The organism is Mesorhizobium sp. M0848 (assembly GCF_040319805.1).
Classification (GTDB): Bacteria; Pseudomonadota; Alphaproteobacteria; order Rhizobiales; family Rhizobiaceae; genus Mesorhizobium.
On record NZ_JAMYOM010000001.1, the window covers coordinates 80,498 to 96,224 of the forward strand.

Consider the following 15,727-nt stretch of genomic DNA (forward strand, 5'->3'; position numbering starts at 1 on the left):
CACTTCCAGGATCTTTTGTTCATGCATGTCGTTGCCCCAAAACCGCTGCGCACTTTTGGGCCACAGGCATCAAAACGCTTCCGGATGCATGGCCTTGGCGATCTTGTCGATCGCTTCGATGTTGGCCGGGCCCGGCGTCAGTTCGGCATAGCGCAGGGCGACGAAGCGCTCGTTCTTGACCGCGTCCGTCTCCTTCATCGCCGGATGCGCCTTCAGGAAATCGAGCAGTTTCCTGTAGCCACCGCCATCCTGGTAATCGAGCAGGATGAGGAATTGCGGATTGCGCGACGCCACCGTTTCCCAGTCCGTGTTGCCCCAGCTGGTATCCATGTCGGCCATGATGTTGTCGCCGCCGGCGGCTGATATCATGGCGCTGGGGATGGCGAATTTGCCTGCGGTGAACGGCTTGTCCTCGCCGGAATCATAGAGGAAGACCCGCGTTCCCTTGGCGTCGCCGACCTTGGCGGTGATCTCGGCGAGCCGCGTCTTCCAGCCGGAGACAAGCTTCTCAGCTTCGGCCTCCTTGCCGAAGATCTTGCCCAGTTTCTCGACGTCGCCATAGAGTAGGTCCATCGAGGCGGCGGGGCGGCTCTTGTCGAGATGGACGCAGCTTTCCGTCAGCACCAGCGTCTTGATGCCGTGCGGAGCAAGCGTGTCGGGCGTCACTTCACCACCCGGCTTCATGCCATAATACCAGCCGGCGAAGAAAAAATCGGGCTCGACCGCGACGAGGTTTTCGAGCGTCGGATATTTCGGCGCCAGTTCCGGGATCGAACCCTGCTCGGCCTTGAACTCAGGACCCACCTTGTACCATCCGGTGATGCCGGTCAGGCCGACGATCGACGGCTGCAGTTTCAGCGCGAAAGCCATCTCGGCCATGTTGAGATCCTGGATGACGGCGCGCTTCGGCGGCGCATCGAAGGTCAGCGGCTTGCCGCAGCTGTCGACAGTTACCGGGAAGGCCAGGGCTGTCGAGGCCAGCAGCGAGAAGGCAAGCGAAAAAGCAAGGCGTTTCAAGGGTTTGCTCCTGTGGACGGGATGATCGATATGGGACGGCTTCAATCAGGATGGCGGCGCGGCACGGTTCGGAACATCGAACACCGTCAGTTCGCGGTCTTCGGTCGGATGGCGCAGACGCAGCACATCGATGCCGAAAATTTCGCGAATCAGCTTTTGGGTCAGCGCTTCGCGCGGTGCGGCGAGCGCTTGCAGACGGGCATGGTTCATCACCGCCACCCTGGTGGCGAACGGTGCCACCAGCGCCAGATCGTGCAGCACCGCGATCACCGTCATCTCGAAGCCTGCCACGAGGTCGAGCAGTTCGCCGCGGGCGCGCGGGTCGAGATGGTTGGTCGGCTCGTCGAGGAACAGGATCTTTGGCTGCTGGGCGATGGCGCGGGCCAGTTGGGCGCGCTGGCGCTCGCCGCCCGACAGCGAGCCGATGGTGCGGCCAAGCAGCGGCAGCAGGCCGGTCCGGCGCAGCGCATCGACGACAATGTCACGCTCCTCGCTCCTGCGCCGTAGCCGAGCGTGCGGGACCCGGCCCAGCTCGACATAGTCGATCACCGCCAGCCGCGGATCGGGCTGGTCGGTCTGGCCGACAACGGCGATATGCAGCGCCCGCTCGGCGGCGGAAATCCCGCCCAGCCGGCGCCCGCCGAGGTTCACCTCGCCGGAGCTCGGCCGCAGCATGCCCGACAGCATGCGCAGCAGCGTCGTCTTGCCCGCGCCGTTGGGACCGATGATGGCTAGGCGATCGCCAGCGGCCACCGAGAAGCTGACCGCCTGGACCAGATCCCGCCCATTGGCCATGGCGCAGAGGTCATGTGCTTCGAGAAGCGCTACGGTCATCGGCTGCCCGCCAGATTGCCGGGATGGCAAAGCGTGCACACGATGATGCGATGATCGATAGAGCCGTCCAACTTTCCGTCACTTTCCAAAACTGGCGACGGAAGGAAGCTGGCGAAGCGGCCGACAAGACCGGGATTCGCGTTTCCTCCCGGCACACCCCGTCCGGTCAACTCAGTGATGGCAGGTCTCCTGGCTCGCGGGTCGTTGCGCCATCCTGCCTTCCCAGCCTTGCCGGCCAGTGGCATTCACGGATTTTGCTCGCCGCTTACAGTTGCGGGGGCAGCCACGGCCTCGACCCCTGGGGATCTCACCGTGTTCCCTTTTCACCCCTCGCCTTTCGACTCGGGGACCATCACCGCTTCAGCGTAGATTTCCCCCAATCGCTTCGCAATGGATTTCTCGGACGGAGTGGTGGGCCGGCTAGGGGAAACAGGCATTTCACGCTTTCGATATGTAATAACATTACGTGTTTAGAGGATGCCGCCTGGCGCTGTCAAGCGAAGCCTGCCGAATTGGCTCGTCGGCGGCAAGGGGCGCTCGACCGCTGCGCCATATCGGTGTGCGACTGTGACGGGATCGGTTCGATTGCGCGGGATGCGCAATTTCGATCAAACTGGCCGCGCCAGGAAACGGCAGGATGATCTGGCCAATGCGAGGAGCAAAATGAACCCGACCGAGAAAGCGCTGTGGTTCGTCGAAAGTCATCTGCCGGAGGCGATCTCGCTTGACGATATCGCGCAAAGCAGCGGCGTGTCGCGTTTTCATGTGACGCGGGCTTTCGGCGCTGCCACGGGCCGCTCGGTGATGGGCTACATGCGCTCACGCCGGCTCACCGAGGCGGCGCGCAAGCTGGCCGGCGGGGCGCCCGACATTCTCTCCGTCGCGCTCGACGCCGGCTACAACTCGCATGAGGCGTTCACCCGTGCCTTCCGCGATCAGTTCGGCACCACGCCGGAACTGGTGCGCGCGCAAGGCACACTCGACAAGCTCGACCTCGTGGAGCCGATCCTGATGGACCAGTCCTTCCTCACCAATCTCGAACCACCGCGTTTCGAGACCAGCCGGCCGTTCCTGATCGCCGGCCTCGGCGAACGCTACAGCTGCGAAACCAGCGCCGCCATTCCGATGCAATGGCAGCGCTTCGGCCCCTATATCGGCAACATTCCGGGCGAGACCGGCGATGTCGCCTATGGCGTCTGCGTCAACGGCGACGATGCCGGCAATTTCGACTACATCGCTGGCGTCGAAGTGTCTGATTTTTCCGACCTGCCCAAGGAATTCAGCCGGGCGCGGGTGCCGGCGCAGAAATATGCGGTCTTTGCCCACCGCGAACACATCTCGACCATCCGCCGCACGGTCAATACGATCTGGAACAAATGGCTGCCGGCTTCCGGCCACGAGATATCGGATGCGCCGGAATTCGAACGCTACGGCCCTGAGTTCGACCCACGCAGCGGCAATGGCGGGCTGGAGATCTGGATACCGGTGAAGGCGTAGTCGGTCAGGCCATCGGCAGCGCCGGCCAGCGATCGACTATCCCGCCGCCGGAAAACACCGCGATCGACCCGAACTGCTGCAGCACGGCTTCGCTCTGCGTCGGCCTTAGAAACGCGTAGTCGCCGGGTTTTACGGTCGCGTCGGCGGGCAAGCCCATGAATTGCTGGTTGGAGGACAGGCCGAGCAGCCCATTCGCCTTCATGCCTTCGGGGAAGACGGGCTCGGCCATCCACTTGCCGCCATAGAGATAGCAGCCCTTGCGCGGGAAGCGGCCGAGCGCCTGCAGCAGGCGGGTGACGGCCGGCGGGCCAGGCAGCATCGGCTCGACCATTTTCAGGATCGGCGTGCCGATGAAGGCCGCCGGCTGGAAGCCGTCGAGGCCTGGCGTATCGAAATCACTGGGCAGCACAAAGGCCGAGCCCATCGAAACCTCGTTGGCCATGCCGCCATGATGAAGCAGCGCGGTCTTGCTGCCGCCGATGTTCAGGATACGGCGCTGGTCGGCGCCGAGACAGGCGACGAACGCCGAGGCCTGCGCCGACGCCTCGGCCAATGCCTTTGCCGGTCCGCCGAAAAGGCCGGGAATGAGCGGCGCATGCGCCTCGTAGGCCATGACGCCTTCGCAATGCAGCCGGGCCGGCAACGCGCTCAACGCCTTCGACAAGGCCTCAGGATTGGCGAACCCGCCGCGATGCAGCCCGACATCGATCTCGAAAGCGATGCGCAGGCCGATGCCGAGTTCGCCAGCGAGGGCGCCATATTCCGCCAGTCTCTCCTCGCTGTCGATCAGCCAGCAGACACGCGACCAGTCAACATTACCCTTCACCAGCGCAGCCCTTGCCGCACCGATCGGCATCGGCTTGCCATAGAGCAGATCGGCATCCGGGAACGCCTTCAGCACCGCCTCGCTGATCGGCGGGTGAAAGGTCATGAAGCGCTCACTGCCGAGCGCCTTGCCGATATGCACAAGCAGCGGCAGGCAGGCGAGCGATTTGTCGACCAACCGCACAGCAAGGCCGGGGTCGAGCCTGTCTTTCACCAGGGCGATATTGCGGTCCAGTCGGTCGAGATCGAGCACCAGACAGGGCTGGAAGATACCGGCGCTCTTCAGTGCGTCCGACAGGGCGTAAAAATAGGCGCTCATCGTTCGATGCCAAAAGGACTGGGCTCGATGCCGAACAGGCCGGCCATGTAGGGTGAGACAAAGCGGTTTTGCGGATCGATGTCGCGGCGCACCGCCATGGCGTCGTCCCAGCGCGGGTAGAGCTTTTTCAGCTCCGCGGCCTTGAGGCTGTGCATCTTGCCCCAATGCGGCCTGCCGCCATATCTGCGGAAGATAGGTTCGGCCGCCCGCATGAATGGCAGCGGATCGTTCGCCGCGTCATGGTGGATGGCGATCGAGCAGGTCGGCCTCCTGTAGAATGGCGACAGCCAGAATTCGTCGGGCGCAACGGTGCGCACCTCCATCGGGAAATAGACCTCGGGAAAACGCTTCTCGGTCAGCTCGATGATCTCGGCCAGCGCCTTCGGCCCTTCCTCGAACGGCAAATGATATTCCATCTCGTTGAACTTGGTCTGCCGGTCGCTGGCATAGACGTTGAGCCAGTCCTGCACGTAGTCCTCGGCCGGCAATTTGGCGATGGCGCCCAGGATCAGACGGCCACGCAGCGATGGCAGCCAGGCAAGTGAGGTGCGCAGCCTGCGCAGTGTCCTCAAACCCGCCTCGTCCTCTTCCGGCGGCCGTGTGGTGGGTGCGGCGTCGCTGAAATCGCTGGCGATGAACTGCGCATAGCCGGAAAACGGAATGTAGTAGAATTCGGCCGAGCGATGCGCGGCCATCATTGCCTCGAAATCGCGCAGCATCTCGGTGATCGGCAGCACCCATTTGCGGCGGCGCAACCGGTAGGTCGCGATGTTGTTCAGCGTCACTTCGGTGAGCACGCCGAAAGCGCCGAGCGCGACACCGATGGCATGGATCATGTCCTGATCCCCTGCCTGCTTGAAGTCGCGGACCTTGCCAAGCCCGTCGACGATCTGCACCGTCTCCAGCTGCGTGTGATAGGCGCCGAGCGTCGGTCCCGAGCCGTGCGTGGCGGTGCCCAGCGCGCCGCCGATCGCCTGGCGGTCGATATCGCCCATGTTGGGCAGGCCCTGGCCAATACCTTGCAGGATGCCCATCAGCGCGCCGAGCCGGGTTCCTGCCCGCACCCGCGCCTGATGTTTTTGCGCATCGTGCGAGACCAGCCCTTCCAGCCTCTCCAGGGACAGGATCGTGCCCTGCGATTTCACCAGCGGCGTGAAGGAATGACCGGCGCCGGCGACGCGCACCGGGCCAGGCGCGGTCCGGACGAGATCACCGAGCTCACCGGCATCGCCGGGGCTGGCGATCAGCTTGGGCTCGGCGCTTACAAAGCCCGACCAGTTGCTCCAAATGTTTGACATGCCACCTCCCCGCTCAGGCAACCGCACGACGGCGACGCGACACAAGGACGAACAGACCGAGCAGCGCCACGCTCGCCATCGCGCTGGCGGCGGCGAATTCCGGCACCGGCCGGAAATCCTTGCCATCGATGAGCAGCGACGCCGCGATCGGCCCGATCGCCAGGCCGAAAAGCTGGGCTGCCGGCACCAGCAGCACGGTGGTGCGTGTCTCGTCGGCGGTAATCGCCAGACGGATCTGGTAGGGCACGATGAACAGCAGGATAAAGCCCATGGCCAGGGCAGCGACCCAGAACGTCGTCAGGCCGGGGCTACTGGCAAGAACCAGGGAACTGACAAGCGCGACGACGCCGATCGCCGCGATGGCAAGGCGATAATCGATGCGCGCCTCGAACGCGGTCGCCGTCATCGCCCCCAGGACCTGCACCGCGAGGCTGGCCGAGACGATCAGGCCAACGGTGCGGCCATCGATGCCGTATTGCGCGCCTAGCGGCTCCAGAAAAGCCCAGACCGCGCCGAAGAACATGAAGTAGCAGAAGACCGACAACAGCGCGGTCATCGAGGGAACAGTCAGCACATTGGCCAAATTCTCTTCCTTGGGCAGGTCGGCATAGTCACCGGGTACGGTGAAGGCGACCGCCAGCGACACGACGCAGACGACGGCAAGAACGATGAAGCCGCCCGCCGACCCGGCGGCCGGAATGACATAAAGCGCCAGCAGCAGGGCAAGCGCGCATTGCGCCAGCGTCTGCATGGTGACGAAATAGCCGCCGATGCGCTCGGCGCGCCGCGAGCGGGCGATCAGTTCGGTGGCGATGGCGACCAGACCGCCCTCGGCGAGCCCGGCCAGGGCGCGGGCCGCGATCAGCGTGTTGGCGGTTGCGGCATAGGCCGTCCACACATTGGCCAGCGCCAGCAGCAGCAGAAGGACGGCACTTTTCCAGCGCATGTGGTGCGCCGAAAGCAGCATCGCCACGACAGCCGAACCGACGGCAATGGCGATCATCTCGGCGGTGGCGACCAGCGCCAGTTCATCGCCGCTGACATGACCCTCGGTGTAAAGGGCCCCGAGCAGCACCGGCTGCAGGCCTAGGATGAGCAGGCCGACCGAACCGATCCACAGGGCCGAGGCGAGCTGCCAGCCGGTCGGATTGCCGACCAGCCAGTCGCCACTGCCTGCATGGCCGGTATCTGTCGAAGCCAAAGGCGCCTCCCAACGTCCTTGCCGTGCGGCAAAAAAGCTGACAACCTGTCAGTATTTCAGAAACTGATACTTGATCATATTTCTTGTCAACCGGAATTTGAAAATCGTGCGAAAGATCGGTGCATGACGGAAGTGAAGAGAATGGCGACCGAGCCGAGGCGCAGGCCCAAGCAGGAACGCAGCCGCGAGCGCATCGACGCGATCCTGTCGACGACCATGCGGCTGATCGGGGAAAAGGGTATCGACGCCGTCACCATGAAGGAGGTCGGCATGCTGGCGGGCGGGCCGATCGCCACCGTCTACCACTATTTTCCCAACAAATCGGCGATCCTGGCGATGCTCTATGAGCGGTTTTCAGAGGTCAGCCGGGCACGGCTGACGACGATCATCGCCGAAATCCGCGAGGCGAACGACGTGATCGTGGCCGCTGACCGGCTGCTCGATGATTATCTCAGCCGTGTCGCCGGCGATCCGGCCATCCAGGATCTGCAGAACGCCATCCAGGCCGACAAGGCGCTCAAAAACCTCGACATCGCCGAAACCCGACGCCAAGCCAAAATGTTCTGCGACCACGTCATCGCCTTGCTCGAGCCCGAGAGGCGCGAGCAGTTCGAACGCATGGTCCTGCTGATCTTCCAGCTCGCCGGCGGCGTGGTGCGCCTGGCGCTCGCCGAGGGTGAAGCGGAAAGCCGCCAGACCATCGAGGATTACCGGTCTATCATTCACACGCACCTGCGGCTGTTTTTGTAGCCGCGGCGATCGTCAGCAAGCTGCCGCGAATGAGAGGTGTCGGGCATCGCAAGCATCAGAACGCCCGCTATGCGACCTGGCGGACTAGGGCTTCGAAGCCTTCGGCAAGATTGGCATTGCCGGCAGCGAGAAACGCAGAAAGATTGCGGGCGCCACCGGGCGTCTTGTTGGCATCAAGCAGCACCGCCCTGCCCTCATGCATGACGAAATCGAACTTTCCGTAGTCAAAGCCAAGCCGGCGCCGCAACGTGCGAAGCTCGTCGGGAACCGGAACCGGCTCACGGCGGATCGTGTCGTCTCCCTTGACGAGGCTCTGCGGCGAGACATGGCGGGTGCAGCGCTCGCGCTCGCCGCAGAATATCCAGAAGCGGGCTCCAAAGCCGTCCGCCTCCGGCTCGGGAATGAATTTTTCGACGACGAGATCGCTGCGGTCGAAGACCTCCGGCGCAACATCCGAAAGGGATGCATAGACGCGATAACCCTCGATGAGCTCGACGCCGGGAAACGGCTTCGGCTTCCCGGCTCGCAGCGATCGCCGGTTGAGCGCTTGCTCCCGCATCCCGAGATTGTTGAGATTGCTCTTGACGATGACCGGTCCTTGCCAGTCGTCCTCCTTGCCGATCACCGCGCCACTGACGCGTCGCTTGGAGATGTCGGCGGCTCCGATGTTCAGGCAAAAGGGAAAAGCGCGTGCGTATTCGACATATTCGGGGGGCGTCACAGTCGCATCGACGTGCAGCACCGCGATGTCGGCCTCCGGCTTTGCCGACGTTCCGGGGATTATGCGGACGGAATGACCGCGTCGCTTCAGTTCCTCCAGCAAACCGAAAAGCATATAGGAGCTCCGGCGGCGAAACAGCAGGCCACGCCGGCGTTCGAACCTGTCGAACTCATGCGTAATAACCGCGATGCGTGTCATGCGCCCCCCGAGCTTGGCTTCATCAGCGTCCTCCATTATGCCTGCAAATACAATGCCGGCTTGGGGGTGTGGATGACCGACCATTGGAATGCCATTCGAGGGCACTGGCAGTTGCTCGGGTCACCGTTGCGGCCGCCAGCGGAAGCGGTTGAGGCCTATGAGCGTGAGCTCGACCTTTCGAAGGCGCACGTCATTCTGCTCGGCGTGACGCCGGAACTCGCCGGGCTCGGGACGACGATGATGGCCGTCGACGAATCCTCCGACATGATCGCCGGTATCTGGCCAGGCGACACCGCGTTGCGAAAGGCAATCAACGGCGACTGGCTCGACTTGCCGGTGTCGGACGCAAGCATAGATGCGGTGATCGGCGATGGCTGCCTGTCGGCGCTCGGCCTTTCAACCGCGCGCCGGGCGCTATTTGCGGCGATCGCCGGCGTACTGCGCACCGGCGGCCGAGCGGGACTGCGTCTCTTTGCCGGTCCCGAAACACCGGACGATCCGGCGGCGGTGCGGGCGCTTGCACTGTCGGGCGGTGTCTCGACCTTCCACGAACTCAAATGGCGCGTCGCAATGACCGCGACGGGCGACGCGCCCGACCATGCCATTCCGGTCAGGACGATCGCGGAAAGGTTCGATGCACTGTTTCCTGACCGCAAAGAGCTTTCGGCTCGCACGGGCTGGGACCTGCCCACCATCGGCACCATCGATGTCTATCGGAACTCGCCGGCCATCTACACCTTCGCGCCGGCGACTGCATTGGCGAGCGAGGCGGAAGCGTTCTTTGGTGATGTTCGCATCGCTTTGACCGGGAGCTATGGGCTCGCCGAGCGATGCCCGCTGTTGGTGCTGCGGGCGCCAAGACACTGAAGATAGCAGGACGGCGCTCGAGCCGGGGCAGGCGCAACCCAGGCTTTGTTAAATCGTGCGGCAGCATGAGAAAAATTTCGCTCGCATCGCGGCCTTCGCGCACCTTGACTCTCAAAAGCCGTCAGCCTATTTCAGCGCCACGTTAGCACTCTCCATTGGTGAGTGCTAACTCATATGTCCGGCGCCGCCGGATGGAGGAACTGTTTCTCACCGTTCTCATCGAGGAAGAAAAAATGGCAAAGTCGAAGTTCCGCCCGCTTCATGACCGCGTGGTCGTTCGCCGGGTCGAATCCGAATCCAAGACCGCTGGCGGGATCATCATCCCCGACACGGCAAAGGAAAAGCCGCAGGAAGGCGAGATCATCGCTGTCGGCTCCGGCGCTCGTGACGAAGCTGGCAAGCTGGTCCCGCTGGACGTCAAGGCCGGCGACCGCATCCTGTTCGGCAAGTGGTCGGGCACCGAAGTCAAGCTCAATGGCGAAGACCTTCTGATCATGAAGGAATCCGACATCATGGGCATCATCGGCTGATATCAGGCCTTTCCCCGTCAACTGAATTCCCGGGCTCGATCAAAGCCCCTGCCAGGAGCTAAAAATGGCTGCCAAAGACGTAAAATTCTCCCGTGATGCCCGCGAGCGCATGCTGCGCGGCGTCAACATCCTCGCCGACGCGGTGAAGGTCACGCTCGGCCCCAAGGGCCGCAACGTCGTCATCGACAAGTCGTTCGGCGCCCCGCGCATCACCAAGGACGGCGTCACCGTCGCCAAGGAAATCGAGCTTGAAGACAAGTTCGAGAACATGGGCGCGCAGATGGTCCGCGAAGTTGCTTCGAAGACCAACGACATCGCCGGCGACGGCACCACGACCGCGACCGTTCTGGCACAGTCGATCGTCCAGGAAGGCCACAAGGCCGTTGCCGCCGGCATGAACCCGATGGACCTGAAGCGCGGCATCGATCTGGCCGTGACCGAAGTCGTCGCGGCTCTCGGCAAGGCTGCCAAGAAGATCAAGACCTCCGAGGAAGTCGCCCAGGTCGGCACGATCTCGGCCAATGGCGACGAGTCGGTCGGCAAGATGATCGCGGAAGCGATGCAGAAGGTCGGCAACGAAGGCGTCATCACGGTTGAAGAAGCCAAGACCGCCGAGACCGAACTCGAAGTCGTCGAAGGCATGCAGTTCGACCGCGGCTACCTCTCGCCCTACTTCGTCACCAACGCCGACAAGATGGTTGCCGAGCTCGAGGACGTCTACATCCTCCTGCACGAGAAGAAGCTGTCCAACCTCCAGGCCATGCTGCCGGTTCTCGAAGCCGTCGTGCAGACCTCGAAGCCGCTGCTCATCATCTCGGAAGACGTCGAAGGCGAGGCTTTGGCCACGCTGGTCGTCAACAAGCTGCGTGGCGGCCTGAAGATCGCCGCCGTCAAGGCGCCGGGCTTCGGTGATCGCCGCAAGGCCATGCTGGAAGACATCGCCATCCTCACCGGTGGCCAGGTCATCTCGGAAGACCTCGGCATCAAGCTCGAGAACGTCGGCCTCAACATGCTCGGCCGCGCCAAGAAGGTGTCGATCTCCAAGGAGAACACCACCATCGTCGACGGCGCCGGCAAGAAGGCCGAGATCCAGGGCCGCGTCGCCCAGATCAAGCAGCAGATCGAAGAGACCACTTCGGACTACGACAAGGAGAAGCTGCAGGAACGTCTGGCGAAGCTCGCCGGCGGCGTTGCGGTGATCCGCGTCGGCGGCGCGACGGAAGTCGAGGTCAAGGAAAAGAAGGATCGCGTCGATGACGCCCTCAACGCGACCCGCGCGGCCGTCGAAGAAGGCATCGTTGCTGGTGGTGGCGTAGCCCTGCTGCGCGCTTCGGCCAACATCAAGGCCACCGGCGTCAACGCCGACCAGGCCGCCGGCATCAACATCGTTCGTCGTGCGCTGCAGGCTCCGGCCCGCCAGATCGCGGCCAACGCCGGTGCGGAAGCATCGATCGTTGCCGGCAAGATCCTTGAGAACAAGGGCTTGACCTTCGGCTACAACGCCCAGACCGGCGAATATGGCGACATGATCGCCATGGGTATCGTCGATCCGGTCAAGGTTGTCCGTACGGCTCTCCAGGACGCGGCCTCGGTCGCCGGCCTGCTGGTCACCACCGAAGCCATGATCGCGGAGGCTCCGAAGAAGGAGTCGGCTGGCGGCGGCGGCATGCCTGGCGGCATGGGCGGCGGCATGGGCGGTATGGGCGGTATGGATTTCTAATCCAGCCCTATCAGCCTTCAGATACGGAAAGGGCGGCAGAGATGCCGCCCTTTTTGTTTTGCGCAGCGGTCGTCGTGGCCTCTCAGACGGCGGCATCCGCGCGTTGCTTTACCTCGCCGGCAAGCACCGCGGCTTCGATCAGCGCCGCCACTTCATCGGCCACGGCCTGTATCGGAGCGCGGTCGCGGGTGGCGCGGGCGATCACCATCAGTCCTTCCAGCGACGATTCGACCAGCAGTGCCAATGCATGCGCGCGGCGCTCGGGCACCCCCGCCCTGACGAAGGCGTCCCGCAGCAGGCCTATCCACTGTTCGAAGGCCGAGCGGCACAACTCCGCCAGTTCCGGCACGTCGGTGGGCGAGTCCAGCACGACAGGCGCGACCGGACAGCCGAGCGAAAACTGGTTGTCTTCCAGCATGCGCCCCACCGACTGGTAGATATGATGGACGGCCACCGCCGGATTCTTTTCGGCAGCCAGCGCTTCGCCCAGCCTCTCCGTCACGTCGGCAACGCTAGCGCGCGTCACCTCGATGACCAGTTGGTCCTTGCCGCCGGGAAAATGAAAATAGAGCGAGCCCCGCGGTGCGCCGCTGGCGCTCAATATGTCGTTGAGCGAGGTGCCGTGATAGCCGCGCTGCCTGAGCAGCAGCCCAGTCGTCTCGAGTATGCGGGTGCGGGTGTCGTTGGCCATGTCAACCTCTGTCAGCAGGAATCATTATAGGCCTTGCGCAGAATATGACAATCGGTCTACATAATATGTAGATCAGTCTATATATTCCTGAGGAATGCCATGCGAAGGGAGAACGACAATGACAATTCGTGAAGCCTCGGCCAAATGGCAGGGGACGCTGAAGGAAGGTTCGGGACGGTTGCGGCTCGGCAGCGGCGTCTTCGAAGGCGCCTATTCCTTCCCGTCGCGTTTCGAGAACGGTCCGGGCACCAATCCGGAGGAACTGATCGCCGCAGCGCATGCAGGCTGCTTCTCGATGGCGCTGAGCGCCATACTGGGCAACGCCAATCATGTTCCGACAAGCATCAGCACCGTCGCCAAGGTGCATCTTGGCGCAACCGCTGCCGGTCCGACGATCACCCGCATCGAACTCGAAACCGAGGCAGAGGTCGCGGGACTTGCCGAAGATGAATTCGAGCGCCTTGCACAGTCCGCCAAGGCGGGCTGCCTCGTCTCGCGGGCCCTTGCCGGCGTGTCCCAGATCACCCTCAAGGCAACACTCGTCGAAGCCACCAAAGGCCAATGAAGCCAGGAGAAAGAAGATGACACAGGAGCTTGTCATGGACGCAGCCGCGTACGACCTGTCCCAGCAGACGGCCGAGATCATGCGGCGCTACAACGACGTATTCCAACGCCATGATCCTTCGGCACTCGCCGAGCTGGTGGCTGAGGATTGCGTGATCGAGAACACCGTGCCAGCGCCGGACGGCGCCCGTTATGCCGGTCAAGCGGCGTGCGTCGGGCTTTGGGCGGCGATAGCAACCCAGGCCGGCACGCGCTTCGATATCGAGGAAACCTTCGTTGCCGGCGACCGGGCAACGATCCGCTGGCGCTATTTCATGACCGACGGCAATTCGCTGCGCGGCGTCAACCTCATGCGCGTGGCCGGCGGGCGGATCGTCGAAGCGATGGGCTATGTGAAGGGGTAGCGTGCCCGAGCAATTCCCCGAAAGCGCATAACGGCTTTTCGCCCGGAATAGCGCAACAAAGAGGAGCGGATCAGCGAGACTGAACCGCTCCCCGTGGCGCTACCGATCGGCCAGCGCCAGCTTCGCGCCGAGCATGACGAAGGCGCCGGCGAAGGTCCGGCGCATCCAGGTCAACACCATTGGCCGCGAGACGACGTGGCTGCGGATCGAGGCGGCGAAGATGCCGTAGCCGACGAAAACCACGAAGGTCAAAAGCATGAAGACGGAACTCAGTTCCAGCATCTTCGACAGCGCATTGGGCTCGGTGGTGCTGACGAATTGCGGCAGGAAAGCGAAGAAGAAGATCGACAGTTTCGGATTGAGCACGTTGACGAGGATGCCGGTGGCAATCACCTTGCCGGCCGAGCGCGGCGTCACATCCTGCTCGACGCTGAGGCCGCCATTTTCCTTCAGCGTGTTCCAGGCCATGTAGAGGAGGTAGGCGACGCCGAGATATTTCAGCGTCTCGAAGGCAAGCGCGCTGGTGTGCAGCAGCGCCGCAAGGCCGGTGATGGCGGCGGCCATGTGTGGGATGATGCCGAGCGTGCAGCCGAAGGCGGCGATGACGCTGGCCCGCGCGCCGCGCGAAAGGCCGGCGCTCAGCGTGTAGAGAACGCCGGTGCCGGGCGAAGCCACGACGATCAGCGACGTCAACAGAAATTCGATGCTCACGATGGTTCCTCCGGCACCCGACCCGGCCAGGAACGTATCGGGCTGCGGGTCGGCGCACAAGCGGAGGTGATCGGAGCTTGGCTACACCGGCAATCCGAGCGCTCGGCGTGCCATCAGACACTCCTCGTCGCCGGGCATGCAGGCGCGACAGACGTCTGGCCGGACGTCGTAGATGCCGCAAGCGGTCGACTTGCCGATCTCGCCGGACAGCGCCGAGCAGCGCACGCCCTCGCAGCGCATGCCTGACAGGTCAGATGCGACATATTTTTCCGGGATACGGTCGAGCTGCGCGTCATCCTCGGTGGAAAAGCGCGGCCACTCGGCCGAATAGGAGCAGCAGGCACCGCAGCTTTGGCAATCGAAGGTGCCCTGTTGCGACGACAAAACGCTCGCCACCAGGGCGGACAGCCCTGGCGCGGCGGGGTTGCGATCGGCGTCTTGCGGCAAGGCGCTATTTCTTCTTAGCCGTCTTGCCCTTCGGCGAATCCGCCGGCGACTTGAACAGATCGGTCGCGGCCTCGATGGCGTCGCCGGCCTTCGGCGCGGCAACCGGCTTGGCCGGTTTTGCCGCGGCACCCGAGGCTGCCGGCTGATCCTTGGAGGAGAATTTTATGGCCATGTCAGTCCTCGTCGGCGAAGCGCGATGATGGGGCGCGCGGATTGCGCAGGCGGCCGATCAGCGCCGAAACGGCCGTGATGTTCATTTCCTCGGGCGACCAGTTTTTCACCGCCTCGATGTGATGGGCCGCCAGCTCGCGATGCGTGCTGCCGCTGTAGGCCGCGTCCTGATAAGTCACCCGCTCATGGGTTTTGGCGTCTTCACGGACATATTCGATCAGGTAATTCGGGCATTCGGCGCGGCCGCGCACGCCGACGCGCACCTGGGCATCGCCGTGGGCACGCTTGCAGCGTTCGAGCTTTTCCAGCACACGCCGTACGAATTCGACCGGCTTGTCGAGGCCTTCGACCATATCGGCAATGGTTGCATCGGCGGCGATCGGTGTTGGCGGTACGCGTTTGGTGGCCATCAGCGTCTTCCGGCCCGCTTCGGCAAAGCGGCTAGCGCGGCGGCGGCGGCCATCTCGTCGGCCTCCTTCTCCAGGCGCAATTCGCGCAGCCGCGCGGTCTTGGCTTCGCGTGCCTCGCTGACGGCGTCGCGCTCGGAATTGATGCGGTTGAGCGACATCGACTGGGTTTGCGTCTTGCTGAACAGGGACACGGCCTGATCGACGGTTGTCTTTGAACTGGTGGTCAAATCTTTCTCCTGTCAGGAGCCTGTGCCGATGGAGCGAGACCGGGTCTTCGGTCAGGATCACGCACAAAGCAATACGCGCGGCGAATTCAAATTGCTGGAGCGTCCCTTAGCACGTCCAGGCCGGCGCGCAGCGCACTTTCGGCGGTAAGGCGCGCAAAATGAAAAAGGCCAGGCACCGCCTGACCTTCCATGAGAGCGTCGCGCAACCAGACGACATCCAAAAGGATGCACCGGGGGTGCACGGGAACGCCCTGCTTATGCACATGATATGCCGTGGAAACTCAGGTCTCCGCGGCCATGCGCCCGAATTCGCCACTCACCGGTG

Annotated in this window: 19 protein-coding genes and 1 riboswitch; of the genes, 7 read left to right on the forward strand and 12 right to left on the reverse strand. The window is 63.5% G+C overall.

The annotated features are described in order from the left end of the window. Positions 1-69: 69 nt before the first annotated feature. Positions 70-1,017: an ABC transporter substrate-binding protein gene (locus tag NKH95_RS00415; protein ID WP_352611832.1), complete on the reverse strand. Its 948-nt coding sequence runs from the start codon at positions 1,015-1,017 to the stop codon at positions 70-72. A gap of 45 nt (positions 1,018-1,062) precedes the next feature. After that, the gene (locus NKH95_RS00420) at positions 1,063-1,851 is read right to left on the reverse strand and encodes an ABC transporter ATP-binding protein (protein WP_352611833.1); all 789 of its coding nucleotides are present in this window, start codon (positions 1,849-1,851) and stop codon (positions 1,063-1,065) included. Positions 1,852-2,013: 162 nt separating this feature from the next. Continuing rightward, positions 2,014-2,220, reverse strand: a riboswitch (cobalamin riboswitch). A gap of 294 nt (positions 2,221-2,514) precedes the next feature. Here NKH95_RS00420 and NKH95_RS00425 point away from each other — a divergent pair. Continuing rightward, positions 2,515-3,348: an AraC family transcriptional regulator gene (locus tag NKH95_RS00425; RefSeq protein WP_352890536.1), complete on the forward strand. Its 834-nt coding sequence runs from the start codon at positions 2,515-2,517 to the stop codon at positions 3,346-3,348. A gap of 4 nt (positions 3,349-3,352) precedes the next feature. Here the strand turns inward: NKH95_RS00425 and NKH95_RS00430 are convergent, their stop codons facing one another. The 3 genes from NKH95_RS00430 to NKH95_RS00440 are packed head-to-tail and all read right to left on the reverse strand — an operon-like array spanning position 3,353 to position 6,991. Continuing rightward, positions 3,353-4,492, reverse strand: coding sequence for a DSD1 family PLP-dependent enzyme (locus tag NKH95_RS00430; RefSeq protein ID WP_352890538.1), 1,140 nt, complete (start codon positions 4,490-4,492; stop codon positions 3,353-3,355). After that, positions 4,489-5,790, reverse strand: coding sequence for a D-arabinono-1,4-lactone oxidase (locus tag NKH95_RS00435; protein ID WP_352890540.1), 1,302 nt, complete (start codon positions 5,788-5,790; stop codon positions 4,489-4,491). The genes NKH95_RS00430 and NKH95_RS00435 overlap by 4 nt, the downstream gene beginning before the upstream one ends. Before the next feature lie 13 nt (positions 5,791-5,803). Then, the gene (locus tag NKH95_RS00440) at positions 5,804-6,991 is read right to left on the reverse strand and encodes an MFS transporter (RefSeq protein WP_352890542.1); all 1,188 of its coding nucleotides are present in this window, start codon (positions 6,989-6,991) and stop codon (positions 5,804-5,806) included. Positions 6,992-7,114: 123 nt separating this feature from the next. Between NKH95_RS00440 and NKH95_RS00445 the strand changes: the two genes are divergently transcribed. Beyond that, positions 7,115-7,741: a TetR/AcrR family transcriptional regulator gene (locus NKH95_RS00445; protein WP_352890544.1), complete on the forward strand. Its 627-nt coding sequence runs from the start codon at positions 7,115-7,117 to the stop codon at positions 7,739-7,741. 67 nt (positions 7,742-7,808) lie between these two features. On the opposite strand, the gene NKH95_RS00450 is transcribed toward NKH95_RS00445, so the two are convergent. Beyond that, positions 7,809-8,660: an ATP-grasp domain-containing protein gene (locus tag NKH95_RS00450; protein WP_128304811.1), complete on the reverse strand. Its 852-nt coding sequence runs from the start codon at positions 8,658-8,660 to the stop codon at positions 7,809-7,811. Between the two features lie 72 nt (positions 8,661-8,732). On the opposite strand from NKH95_RS00450, the gene NKH95_RS00455 reads away from it, so the two are divergent. The 3 genes from NKH95_RS00455 (at position 8,733) to groL (ending at position 11,777) form a co-directional block, all read left to right on the forward strand. Then, positions 8,733-9,527 carry a class I SAM-dependent methyltransferase gene (locus tag NKH95_RS00455; protein ID WP_352890547.1) on the forward strand — a complete coding sequence of 265 codons (795 nt, stop codon included), beginning with the start codon at positions 8,733-8,735 and terminating at the stop codon, positions 9,525-9,527. Between the two features lie 233 nt (positions 9,528-9,760). Continuing rightward, positions 9,761-10,057 (forward strand): co-chaperone GroES, encoded by a 297-nt coding sequence (groES, locus tag NKH95_RS00460; RefSeq protein WP_006203049.1) that lies wholly within the window; start codon positions 9,761-9,763, stop codon positions 10,055-10,057. Positions 10,058-10,121: 64 nt separating this feature from the next. Further along, entirely contained in the window at positions 10,122-11,777 is a 1,656-nt protein-coding gene (gene groL / locus NKH95_RS00465) for a chaperonin GroEL (RefSeq protein WP_127289069.1), read from the forward strand. 82 nt (positions 11,778-11,859) lie between these two features. On the opposite strand, the gene NKH95_RS00470 is transcribed toward groL, so the two are convergent. After that, positions 11,860-12,468, reverse strand: coding sequence for a TetR/AcrR family transcriptional regulator (locus NKH95_RS00470; RefSeq protein ID WP_352442935.1), 609 nt, complete (start codon positions 12,466-12,468; stop codon positions 11,860-11,862). Positions 12,469-12,586: 118 nt separating this feature from the next. On the opposite strand from NKH95_RS00470, the gene NKH95_RS00475 reads away from it, so the two are divergent. Both NKH95_RS00475 and NKH95_RS00480 read left to right on the forward strand, forming a co-directional pair. Then, positions 12,587-13,033 (forward strand): OsmC family protein, encoded by a 447-nt coding sequence (locus NKH95_RS00475; RefSeq protein WP_352442934.1) that lies wholly within the window; start codon positions 12,587-12,589, stop codon positions 13,031-13,033. A gap of 16 nt (positions 13,034-13,049) precedes the next feature. After that, positions 13,050-13,436, forward strand: coding sequence for a nuclear transport factor 2 family protein (locus NKH95_RS00480; RefSeq protein WP_128306034.1), 387 nt, complete (start codon positions 13,050-13,052; stop codon positions 13,434-13,436). A gap of 99 nt (positions 13,437-13,535) precedes the next feature. On the opposite strand, the gene NKH95_RS00485 is transcribed toward NKH95_RS00480, so the two are convergent. The 5 genes from NKH95_RS00485 to NKH95_RS00505 all read right to left on the reverse strand — a co-directional run bounded on the left by NKH95_RS00485 (position 13,536) and on the right by NKH95_RS00505 (position 15,402). Next, on the reverse strand, positions 13,536-14,147 hold the full coding sequence (locus NKH95_RS00485) for a LysE family translocator (RefSeq protein ID WP_352890549.1): 612 nt from the start codon (positions 14,145-14,147) through the stop codon (positions 13,536-13,538). Positions 14,148-14,228: 81 nt separating this feature from the next. Next, complete coding sequence (locus NKH95_RS00490; RefSeq protein WP_023814146.1) at positions 14,229-14,594, reverse strand: YkgJ family cysteine cluster protein; 366 nt, start codon at positions 14,592-14,594, stop codon at positions 14,229-14,231. Between the two features lie 4 nt (positions 14,595-14,598). Then, on the reverse strand, positions 14,599-14,766 hold the full coding sequence (locus NKH95_RS00495) for a hypothetical protein (RefSeq protein WP_023814145.1): 168 nt from the start codon (positions 14,764-14,766) through the stop codon (positions 14,599-14,601). 1 nt (position 14,767) lies between these two features. Next, positions 14,768-15,175 carry a hypothetical protein gene (locus tag NKH95_RS00500; RefSeq protein ID WP_013532398.1) on the reverse strand — a complete coding sequence of 136 codons (408 nt, stop codon included), beginning with the start codon at positions 15,173-15,175 and terminating at the stop codon, positions 14,768-14,770. Next, positions 15,175-15,402 carry a hypothetical protein gene (locus NKH95_RS00505; RefSeq protein WP_013532399.1) on the reverse strand — a complete coding sequence of 76 codons (228 nt, stop codon included), beginning with the start codon at positions 15,400-15,402 and terminating at the stop codon, positions 15,175-15,177. Before NKH95_RS00505 ends, NKH95_RS00500 begins: the two co-directional genes overlap by 1 nt. Between the last annotated feature and the right edge of the window lie 325 nt (positions 15,403-15,727).

Excerpts from the sequence above, each read along its gene's own strand:
- NKH95_RS00420 (WP_352611833.1), bottom strand. The coding sequence starts at position 1,851 with ATGACCGTAGCGCTTCTCGAAGCACATGACCTCTGCGCCATGGCCAAT.
- NKH95_RS00425 (WP_352890536.1), top strand. The coding sequence starts at position 2,515 with ATGAACCCGACCGAGAAAGCGCTGTGGTTCGTCGAAAGTCATCTGCCG.
- NKH95_RS00430 (WP_352890538.1), bottom strand. The coding sequence starts at position 4,492 with ATGAGCGCCTATTTTTACGCCCTGTCGGACGCACTGAAGAGCGCCGGT.
- NKH95_RS00435 (WP_352890540.1), bottom strand. The coding sequence starts at position 5,790 with ATGTCAAACATTTGGAGCAACTGGTCGGGCTTTGTAAGCGCCGAGCCC.
- NKH95_RS00445 (WP_352890544.1), top strand. The coding sequence starts at position 7,115 with ATGACGGAAGTGAAGAGAATGGCGACCGAGCCGAGGCGCAGGCCCAAG.
- NKH95_RS00450 (WP_128304811.1), bottom strand. The coding sequence starts at position 8,660 with ATGACACGCATCGCGGTTATTACGCATGAGTTCGACAGGTTCGAACGC.
- NKH95_RS00455 (WP_352890547.1), top strand. The coding sequence starts at position 8,733 with ATGACCGACCATTGGAATGCCATTCGAGGGCACTGGCAGTTGCTCGGG.
- groES (WP_006203049.1), top strand. The coding sequence starts at position 9,761 with ATGGCAAAGTCGAAGTTCCGCCCGCTTCATGACCGCGTGGTCGTTCGC.
- groL (WP_127289069.1), top strand. The coding sequence starts at position 10,122 with ATGGCTGCCAAAGACGTAAAATTCTCCCGTGATGCCCGCGAGCGCATG.
- NKH95_RS00470 (WP_352442935.1), bottom strand. The coding sequence starts at position 12,468 with ATGGCCAACGACACCCGCACCCGCATACTCGAGACGACTGGGCTGCTG.
- NKH95_RS00475 (WP_352442934.1), top strand. The coding sequence starts at position 12,587 with ATGACAATTCGTGAAGCCTCGGCCAAATGGCAGGGGACGCTGAAGGAA.
- NKH95_RS00480 (WP_128306034.1), top strand. The coding sequence starts at position 13,050 with ATGACACAGGAGCTTGTCATGGACGCAGCCGCGTACGACCTGTCCCAG.
- NKH95_RS00495 (WP_023814145.1), bottom strand. The coding sequence starts at position 14,766 with ATGGCCATAAAATTCTCCTCCAAGGATCAGCCGGCAGCCTCGGGTGCC.
- NKH95_RS00500 (WP_013532398.1), bottom strand. The coding sequence starts at position 15,175 with ATGGCCACCAAACGCGTACCGCCAACACCGATCGCCGCCGATGCAACC.